We start from the raw sequence: 8890 nt of genomic DNA on the forward strand, positions 1-8890 counted from the left end.
CAGCGCCCCCGATACACGGGCGCATGACGTGACACGAACGAAGGAAAAAGGTTCATGCACACCATTGATCTCGCCTATGTCGGGCGGGGCCTGCATGAGGAACTGGCCGCCTACATCGCGGACCAGCAGGACTACTACGCCGACGAGGGCGTCCACGTCGCGCTGCGCGACGGCTGCACCTGGGACGAGGAGCGGCTGCGCCGTGGCGCCACCATCGGGCTCGGCCGAGCACTGCTGTCCCGACTGACCGACGGCACCCCCTGGGTCGCACTCAATGTCAACACCCACCGCCCGCTGTTCTGGTTCCTCGCCCGCCCCGGCCTGACCTCGCTGGCCGACCTGGCCGGCCGACGGCTGGCGGTCCACGCCCCCCACACCGCACCCGGGTGCTTTACCCGGATCGTGCTGCGCAAGGCAGGCCTCGACCCGGACCGCGACCTCCACACCATCGTCCGCCCGCCCGGCGACTATGGCATGGACCTGCGCCGGCTGCGCAACGGCGAGATCGACGCCGCCTTGGTCGGCAGTACCATGGCACCGGAGGCGGTAGCCGCCGAGCACGGCTGGCAGGTGTTGGCCTGGATCGGCGACCACTTCCAGATCCCCACCGTGGGCGTGGCCGTCGACCCCACCTATATCCACCCGGACGACCCCGCAGTCCAGGCCGTCCTACGAGCCCACCGGCGTGCCCTGCAGGTGATCCGCACCGACCCCGACACCACGGTGCGGCACATCCAGACATTCCTCCACGGACAGACCGCAGGCGAAGCCCGAGCCCACTACGACACCTTCATCGCACCGTATTTCACGACCGACGGCCAAGCCGACCTCGCCGTCGGCGCCACCGCGATCACCGCAGTCGCCGCCGAACTCGGCGTCCCCGCCACCGTCGCCGCAACCGAGTTCTACCGCACCGCAACCACCACACCTTATTAACCTGTGCGGCGGGGGCGTGGGGTCGTTGACTTCTTCGTTGGGTGCGGCTCTTCTCGAGTGATGTGTTGAGTTGGGAGAACGCTGCTCGGGGCCGTGCGCGGGGTAGCTCGTCTCTACCGTGGGGGTGGAGGAGGGCAGCTGATGGGTTCGCTGTTCGAAGAGTTGGAGGCTCGCGAGGCGGCTGCCCCGGTGCGGGTGGAGGAGCTGGAAGCCGAACTCGCTGGCGGTGTCTGCCAGGTTGGAGAAGGCCCGGGAGGGTCTGGAGCGACTGCGGATTACGCGGGAGACGGTCGCCGAGGTGCTCGGCGAGATGACGCCCGAGGCGCCCGCTGCCCCGCCGCCACGGGTCGGTCGCCTGCCGGTGACGGGATGGTCTCTGCCTATGCCGGGGTATCACGGCAGGTGATCGGGGTGCTGACCGTGCCGCACTGGCAGCCCGGGATGGGATCGGACGTGCTGCCGTCGGTGTACCGGGACATCGTGGAGGTGGTGGCGGACGTGCCGGGGCCGGTCCGCGCCAAACAGACGCTTGACCCCGAGCTGGTCTGTCTTCCACCTGCTGCGACGATCCGCAGATGTGCGCGGTTGTTCGGAGCTGTGCGTCGGCGTTGTCACGCAGTTAGACACTCATGTCGTAGGGACCGTCGTGGTTCATCCCTTGACTGTGAAAGCTACTTCTGCAGGAAGGATTGCAGCATGGCTGTCACTTCCTGTGGCTTCTCCTCTGTCACGAAGTGTCCCGAATTCTTCAGGACTCGTCCGTCGACGTTCACGGCGTAATGACGCCATTGGTCGGCCATCATTCCGCCAAAGGAATCCTGCGCGCCGACGGCGAGGATGGGCATCTTCAGTTTGCCCCGGGCAAAGAACTCCTTGTTCTGCTGAACGTTCGCGCGGAGCTGACGGTATACACTCATCCAGGCCGTCGTGCGGCCGGGCTCCTTCAGAAAGTGGGCGTAGTAGTCATAGTCCGACGGCGTGAACGGTGACTTGTTGCCCGCCAGCCACTCAGTGATCATATCCTGGACCAAGACACGCTCGTTACCGGCGATGAGGTGTTCAGCGAGAGGCAGCTGGAACATGCCGAAGTGCCACGGCGAGGGCTTCTTCGGATCAGCGTTCAGAGCGGGGAAGCTGTAGACGCTGTCATCCGGAATGGGGGCTTCCATCACGGCCATGCGGCGCACCTCCGACGGCCACTGCGCCGCGTAGGCGTAGGCGACCCACACACCAATATCGTGACCGACTATCTGGACGCCGTTGTTGAGCCCCAGCTGCTTCAGCAGCTGATGCACGTCCTTAGCCAGTTGCGCGGCCTGGTAACCACTCTTCGTGACCTGTGAGTTGCCAGTGCCACGCAGGTCGACGGCGATCACGGTGTGAGTCCTGGAGAGTGGGCCCATCTGCTGCCGCCACTGGGCCCACGTCTGAGGGAACCCGTGGATCATCACCACAGGCGAGCCTTTGCCGCCCTGCATGTAGTGCATACGGAAGCCATTTACTTCCGCGTACTTGGACCGAAAACCAGCGGGTGGTTGAGATTGCGGGTAAGGCGACGGAGCCACCATGGAGCTATGCCCGCGACTCTCGCCCCACGCTCCGGAGCTCGAGGTGACGGAGATCGCCAGGAGAGCCATCAACGCTGCGATGAGCGCGATGAGCCTGTTGGTCTTTCCTATTCCGATGCCCATTGATGCACCTACCCGGAGTCGGTATCTCGTTATGCGTCGCTAGACGTGTGAGGACGGAGAGGCCACCCATCGATCCGGCACAGCACTTACCGAAGATCTCACACCACAGGCTGTCTAATGTTTCTCAAGCCCATCCAGACGGCAAACTGGACCCAATAATACGGAGACGGGCTAGTACTGCAATCACAGTTAGGGCGTACGGTGTGATTGAGCGTCCTGGCGTATGTGGATCTTGGTTTGTGTCAAGTCGAGTCATGGCGCGCTGTGTTGGCGGGGTTACATGCGCGGTTCGCTGCGCGGTTTGCCCGCTCGGAGCCGCGGGACCGGGCACTTCAGTACATGGCCGGGCCGGTTGCGCCGTTGGAGCGTAAGAACGGCTGGTCGCTGGCGGAACGAGCCGGTGAGGAACATCCGATCGGGATGCAGCGGCTGCTGGGCGAGGCTGACTGGGATGCTGATGGGGTCCGCGATGACGTGCGGGACTTCGTTGTGGAGAGCATTGGTGACAAGAACGCGGTGCTGATCGGTGACGACACCGGATTCTTGAAGAAGGGCACCAGGTCGGCCGGCGTGCAAAGGCAGTACTCCGGTACTGCAGGGGCTTGTATTTCAATTAGGTACGGTTCACGGGATCGCAGGTACGCCAACCGCGTTTCAGGGCTGCGTCGAGCAGGGCCCTGACAGTGCCCGGCTCGTGCAGGTTCAACGTTCTGCCGAGCTCCGTGCCGACGGCTCCGGATGACATGAGGTACCCGTCAGGGACAAGCCTGTCGGAGCCTGCCTGGAAGACGATGCCAAGACGCCCCCTCGCTTTGAACTGGCGGTGACGAGGGTTTCGCAGCAGTCCTCGTATTGACCGTTGCCCAGGGCGCGGTGGGTGTGGCTCAAGGTCCAGAGGAAGCCCTCCCCCTCGACCACGAGACGTCGTGCCCTCTTATCGCTGCGAGCCATCCGCCAATGCTAGCGAGAGCCCGTTGACCAGCGCGATCAATCTTCAGCGTCAGAGAGGCCCGCTCAGCAATCCCCAGCTCGGCCCCTCCCTTCAGAGGAACTGCACCCTTCTTCGTTCGCTGTTTTGCTGCGTCTGGTTTGCGGACTGTGTGCACGTCGTAGCGCGAGGTGGGCCGGGCGTTCTTGCGGCCGGGTGGTCGTCCCGGGCCGGGGCGGGAGGGTTTCGGTGCTCTGGCGGGGCAGGCAACCGCCCGCCCCGCCGGCGTGCCCAAACCCGCCCGACCCGGACCCGGACGCGCACTCGGCTCGAGAAACCGCAGGCAGCCCCACGACACGAACCCGGAAAGACCGTGAAACGAATCGAAACCCTCACCGAACACATCCGCCTGAAACAGCAGCGAGGGTAAACATCAAGCTAAAGCGGGGCTCAGTACGTCACCTCTGTTGCGGCGTGGGAGTAGACCAACCTAGGCCAAGTACCCGGACGGTGGCTTCGACACCGCGTACTACTGGTCGATCAAGTCGCTCGCCGCCGCATACGGCGACCACCCTGCCTACCGAGAGGAATGGAGACCATGACCGCTGAGCGTGTCCGTGTCCTTGTCCTGCTGCTGTTCGGCGACCAGGCGGAGATCGTCGCCGACGTCCCGCCGGCCGAGCCTGAGCGCTACCCGGCCACCGAGATCGCCGACGCCATCGGCATCCAGGTCCATGATCTGCCGGGCGTGCGACTGACCGCCGAGGTCGGCGAGGACGGCCGGCTGTCCGGCTGGCGGTTCGCCTCACCACCTGACAGGCACATCACCTGAAAGGGGGCGGCGCAGCTGCAGCTACCTCGCCAGGCAGGCCTCGCGTGTCACAGTGAGCTCGTCACGACATCTATCGCACCCCTCAGGCCCGCCTCGCCGCTCCCTCCCTCATGGGGCGAGGCGGGCTGCGTGCTGCAGAGGGGCCCCAATGAGCATGCGCGCCAACGTGGGAGGAGTGACGCTGGTGGAATGGCCGAACCTCGCGTGATCGTGTCGCCGCCCGAAGAGACAGGCGGTCGGTGTATCCAGATCGACGATCAGATCCTGGGCACCGCGCACAGCCTGCACGACTTGAGGGTGTTCCTGGACCGCGTCGGCATGGAGGGCTGGGATGAGGTGTATGGGGCGAGTCGCTCCTGATCGAGTGGCACGGCGGAGGGCCAGAGGTATGGTCGGCGAGACCGTGAGACAAGGCCCAGGCGCCCCGCCCCGCCGCGTCTGCGGGCCGGGCGGCCTTCGCTCGCGGCCGTTGGCCGGAGCCGGATCACCACTCCGGCCGCGCACACCGCTGGTACGGAGCCACCGTGAACCAGACGCTCCGAACGGCGCTCCTACCGCAAGGCCGACGACCGCTGACCGGTTTGGCCTCCGTATCAGAACGAGTGACCCATGCATCGCCCGAAGGGCTTTCCGTGTACCCAAGCACGTCCCTCCGCTTGCCGCCGGTGCGACAGTGAACCCGGGCGCCATCCAGCAGCGGGTCGGCTCCCATCAGGCCCGCCTCGTCTCCCTCACACCAGCGAGGCGGGCCCACCCGGGCCTACCCAACCGTTTGGACAAACCCGGCGCGGCCAAACTTCCGGACCACCGCCGTGCCACTCGATGATGTCCGATTCGGCCACGTCCAGCTCGTCCCAGCCCACCAGCCCGGCGTATCGGAGAAACACCGCCACATCGTGCAGCGAGTACGCCGTGCCCAAGATCTTGTAATCGACGCATACCCGGCGGCCGCCAGATCCACAGGGCGCCTCCACGTTCACGCGACGCACGGCCATGGCCATAGCTTCCCCTAGGCAACGCCCGACCGCATTCCGAGGGTGTGATCTTGGAGATGCCGGGTCAGCAGATCGTCCAGGTCGGAGGCGGTGAACTTCCACTGGAACGGCTGTGCTGTTTCGTTGCGGCGGTCTTCGAAGGCCCGGAGCCGGTCCCTGACCTGGACAAGGTCGGTGAAGTCGTTGAGTGAGACGACCTTGCGCGGGACTACGGAGAAGTAGATCTCCACCTGGTTCAGCCAGGAGGGGTGCATCGGGGTGTGGACCATCACAGCGTTCGGGAACGCTGTGGCCAGCCGGTCGGCGGCCTTCTTGCCACGGTGGGAAGATCCGTTGTCGTCGATCCAGAACACGCGCTTGGCGCTAGGGTTCCTGACCCATGACCTGAGTCACCAAGTTCAGGAACGGGTCGATGCCGGTGCGCGGTTCGGTGCGGCCGTGCACCTTGGCCTGGTGGACGTCGTAGGCGATCAGGTAGGCCAGGGCGCCCCCGCGCCGCGGGTGTGGTTGACCCGCATCCGCCGGGCGGGGAGCACGGCGGCATCGCTGGGCGGCCTGCGTGACATGAGCGCGGCCGTCTGCTGTCATAGCCGTAGTGCTGCCGGGCACAGGGGTGGTTGCCCGGGCCGGGCGACGTCACCGGGCAGAAAACGCCGACGGGCGCCAGAGGCCGCACCGCCGACGTCACGGATGCGACAGCGTGAGCGGACCACCGCCGAGAGCTCGGCTGAGGGGGAGCCGGCTGCTGCCGCGCAGTGGCTGAGCCCGTCGTGGGCGCTGCGCTGGGTGACACCGCCGTGGGGTTGCAGGTCATCTCCGAGCATCTGCATCTTGGTTCGTTCGATCTCTTGACCGACTGCCGTGGCCAGCGTTGTCAGCGTTCCCTGCTCGGCGACGATGTCCCTGGGCTCGACGGCGTCGGCACGCACGGGCTCGGGGTCCGCGAGGTCACTGCTGGTCATCGCAGCACGGCATGCCGCACCCCGAGCGCGTCGAGGATCGCCAGGTGTGCGAGAAGATTCCTCACACTCCGTGCTCGAGCCGACTGAGAACAGGAAGCGCCGACGATCGGGCAAGAAATCAGAGCAGGTCAGGACAGCGGCAGTAAAATGAGGCCAGCAGCAGCGCCAACGGCAGTTGGGCGGCGAAAAAGATGGAACGGTATGGGCCCGTCCCGCCGGGGTCGAGACGTCTGCCCCTCGCAACGCGGGACAGAGAACAACTGCTGGTTTCGGCGGCCGAGAGCGTTGTTGGCGAATTGGGCGCGGCGGCCGCGACGGTCTACCTCAAAGTGCCGGACACCCCGTATCTGCATGCTGCTGTCGTGGCGGTGACCGCCACGGGAGTGGGAGCGCCCGAACGTATACCCCTGGATGACAGCAGCTGGCCGTCGTCACGGGCGTGGCAGTCGGGCCTTGTGGAGACCGCGACTGTGGACTTCGTAACAAGCCACCCGGACCTGGCAGTCTTCGCACCTTTCCCACTGCAGGCCGCGGCCGCGCCGCTCTTCTCGCCGACCCGCCGCATCGGGACGCTCTCGGCTTTCTGGCTGCTCGTAGGTGGCGAGATCGCTGAGTCGGCCCGGGAGCGACTGGCCGTCGCGGCCTCGTCGCTGGCCGGCGACCTGGACCGGTTGGCCGATCATGGGACATCGATGGTTCCACCCCTGGTACCGCACGTGGTCACTGTGGAAGGCGAGGGGGCGGGCGTCGAAAGCATGACCTCATCAACCGCTCCGCTCGTCTACCATCTGCACAAACTCGCCACGCTGCTGGCAACGACGGTTCACACCCGGGACGTCGTGGAGATGTCCATGGAGCGCGTGTTGGACGGATTCCAGGCCCGTGCTGCCGTCGTCAGCCTGGTCGATGGAGATCGGCTCCGCGTAGCTTGCAGCTCGGGCTGTGCAAGGGAATTCATACGCACCTTGCATGGCTCATTGCTCGCTCAGCGCAGGCCGGAGACGGAGGCGGTGGAGCGACGGCGCCTGGTCCTGTACGGGCCTCGGGACACACAGACAGCCGGCCGGTTGCCCGAGCCGCTGTCGGACCAGGAATGCTTCTGGATGGTCCTGCCACTGATTGCCGGGCGCAGGGCGGTGGGTGCCCTGTCGATGGCGTTCGGCGTCGAGCGCAGGGACATCGTCGCCGAGCAGGGAACGCTGACAACGCTGGCCACGGCAGTCGGTCAAGCGGTCGAACGAACCAAGATGCAGGATGTTCAGCACGCGCTGGCCGATGACCTGCAGCACGCACTGCTGCCACCCGTGCTGCCCCAGCCGGCCGGAGTGGTGAGCACCAGCAGGTACGCATCGGCGACCAGCGGAATCGAACTCGGGGGAGACTGGTATGACCTCATCAAGCTCCCCGAGGGCCGGGTCATGATGGTGATCGGGGACGTCCAGGGGCACAACACGGCCGCCGCTGTGGTCATGGGCGAGCTGCGCAGCGGCGTGCGCGCCTACGCGACCGAAGGACACGACCCCGGAGTCGTGCTCGCCCGGGCGAACCAGCTCATGATCGGCCTGGAAACCGATCTCTTCGCCACCTGCTGCTGCGCCTGGCTCGATCCGGACACCGGCAGGGCGCAGATCGCCACCGCTGGGCATCCACCGCCTCTGATGCGCACGGCTGACGGCCGAATGCCACCCGTCTTCCTCGACGCAGGCATGCCCCTGGGTATCGACTCGGAGGCGACCTACGAAGTGGCGGACCTGCAACTCGAGCCGGGCACGTTGCTCGCCTTCTACACGGACGGTCTGGCCGGTCTCGGAGGCGATGTGGACCCCAAGGCGGTGAGCGCGGCCTTCGATAACCCCGGGAACCTTGAGTCCGTCGGCGACCGACTCATCAGGGGCTTCAGCGAGGCGCCCCTGCGGTGCTCCGACGATGCGGCGTTGCTTCTGGTCGTCTACGAAGGACCCTCGGCTGAAGCTCAGCACAACGTCCGGCAGTTGAGGATCCACCGGCGCGATCTGCACGGAGCCCAGCAGACGCGCAGACTTCTGCGGGAGTGGCTGGCCGGGTGGGAGCTGTCCTCCATGGCCGATGACGAGGAACTCCTGGTGTCGGAGGTCGTCACCAACGGCCTGGTCCACGGTGACAGCGACGTGTACGTCTACGTGCACAGGTATCCCGAACGCATACGCGTAGAGGTCCGCGACAGCGATCCGCATCTCGCGCAGGCCGTAACGGTTCCCCGCGAAGAGGACCAGGCCGAGGGCGGGCGAGGACTGGTCATCGTCTCCGCGCTGGCATCGGCATGGGGCAATTCACCGAGCGGACGAGGGAAAACCGTGTGGTTCGAAATGCCGATGCCGGATGCCCACGGCGCTGATGCCTAACGACGGCACACCTTCGCGTGATGTCTCCGTGCGCCTGACCGTCGACCAGGCCCGTACGGCGACTCGGACGCCGACGGTGGCCACGGTGTCGGTGTGATGGGTGACGTGCAGCTGGACTGTTCGTGGCTTGGGTCCATGGCGTCGAGGTGGTGTTGCGGAACAGGC

The 8890-nt window shown here is 66.0% G+C and carries 9 protein-coding genes and 1 pseudogene; 6 read left to right on the top strand and 4 right to left on the bottom strand.

Annotated elements, in window-relative coordinates; all coding sequences use genetic code 11:
* Window positions 1-54: 54 nt before the first annotated feature.
* Window positions 55-936: an ABC transporter substrate-binding protein gene (locus tag ABZ904_RS42530; RefSeq protein WP_359409857.1), complete on the top strand. Its 882-nt coding sequence runs from the start codon at window positions 55-57 to the stop codon at window positions 934-936.
* A 671-nt stretch (window positions 937-1607) separates the two neighbouring features.
* Here the strand turns inward: ABZ904_RS42530 and ABZ904_RS42535 are convergent.
* Window positions 1608-2627 carry an alpha/beta hydrolase gene (locus tag ABZ904_RS42535; RefSeq protein WP_361829471.1) on the bottom strand — a complete coding sequence of 340 codons (1020 nt, stop codon included), beginning with the start codon at window positions 2625-2627 and terminating at the stop codon, window positions 1608-1610.
* Window positions 2628-2891: 264 nt separating this feature from the next.
* On the opposite strand from ABZ904_RS42535, the pseudogene ABZ904_RS42540 reads away from it, so the two are divergent.
* The 4 genes and pseudogenes from ABZ904_RS42540 to ABZ904_RS42555 all read left to right on the top strand — a co-directional run.
* A pseudogene (locus tag ABZ904_RS42540) lies at window positions 2892-3227 on the top strand (transposase); the annotation flags it as partial.
* 867 nt (window positions 3228-4094) lie between these two features.
* Window positions 4095-4157 carry a DUF6221 family protein gene (locus ABZ904_RS42545; protein ID WP_359409876.1) on the top strand — a complete coding sequence of 21 codons (63 nt, stop codon included), beginning with the start codon at window positions 4095-4097 and terminating at the stop codon, window positions 4155-4157.
* Entirely contained in the window at window positions 4154-4387 is a 234-nt protein-coding gene (locus ABZ904_RS42550) for a hypothetical protein (protein WP_359409855.1), read from the top strand. Before ABZ904_RS42545 ends, ABZ904_RS42550 begins: the two co-directional genes overlap by 4 nt.
* Before the next feature lie 189 nt (window positions 4388-4576).
* Window positions 4577-4747 (top strand): hypothetical protein, encoded by a 171-nt coding sequence (locus ABZ904_RS42555; RefSeq protein ID WP_361829473.1) that lies wholly within the window; start codon window positions 4577-4579, stop codon window positions 4745-4747.
* Between the two features lie 649 nt (window positions 4748-5396).
* On the opposite strand, the gene ABZ904_RS42560 is transcribed toward ABZ904_RS42555, so the two are convergent.
* The 3 genes from ABZ904_RS42560 to ABZ904_RS42570 are packed head-to-tail and all read right to left on the bottom strand — an operon-like array spanning window position 5397 to window position 6344.
* Complete coding sequence (locus ABZ904_RS42560) at window positions 5397-5735, bottom strand: hypothetical protein (protein ID WP_361002759.1); 339 nt, start codon at window positions 5733-5735, stop codon at window positions 5397-5399.
* Between the two features lie 10 nt (window positions 5736-5745).
* Entirely contained in the window at window positions 5746-5970 is a 225-nt protein-coding gene (locus ABZ904_RS42565; protein WP_359409847.1) for a hypothetical protein, read from the bottom strand.
* Complete coding sequence (locus ABZ904_RS42570; RefSeq protein ID WP_361829475.1) at window positions 5967-6344, bottom strand: hypothetical protein; 378 nt, start codon at window positions 6342-6344, stop codon at window positions 5967-5969. The genes ABZ904_RS42565 and ABZ904_RS42570 overlap by 4 nt, the downstream gene beginning before the upstream one ends.
* Window positions 6345-6814: 470 nt before the next feature.
* Between ABZ904_RS42570 and ABZ904_RS42575 the strand changes: the two genes are divergently transcribed.
* Window positions 6815-8725 (top strand): ATP-binding SpoIIE family protein phosphatase, encoded by a 1911-nt coding sequence (locus tag ABZ904_RS42575; RefSeq protein WP_361829477.1) that lies wholly within the window; start codon window positions 6815-6817, stop codon window positions 8723-8725.
* Window positions 8726-8890 lie beyond the last annotated feature (165 nt).

The organism is Streptomyces sp. NPDC046900, from assembly GCF_040644975.1.
Classification (GTDB): Bacteria; Actinomycetota; Actinomycetes; order Streptomycetales; family Streptomycetaceae; genus Streptomyces.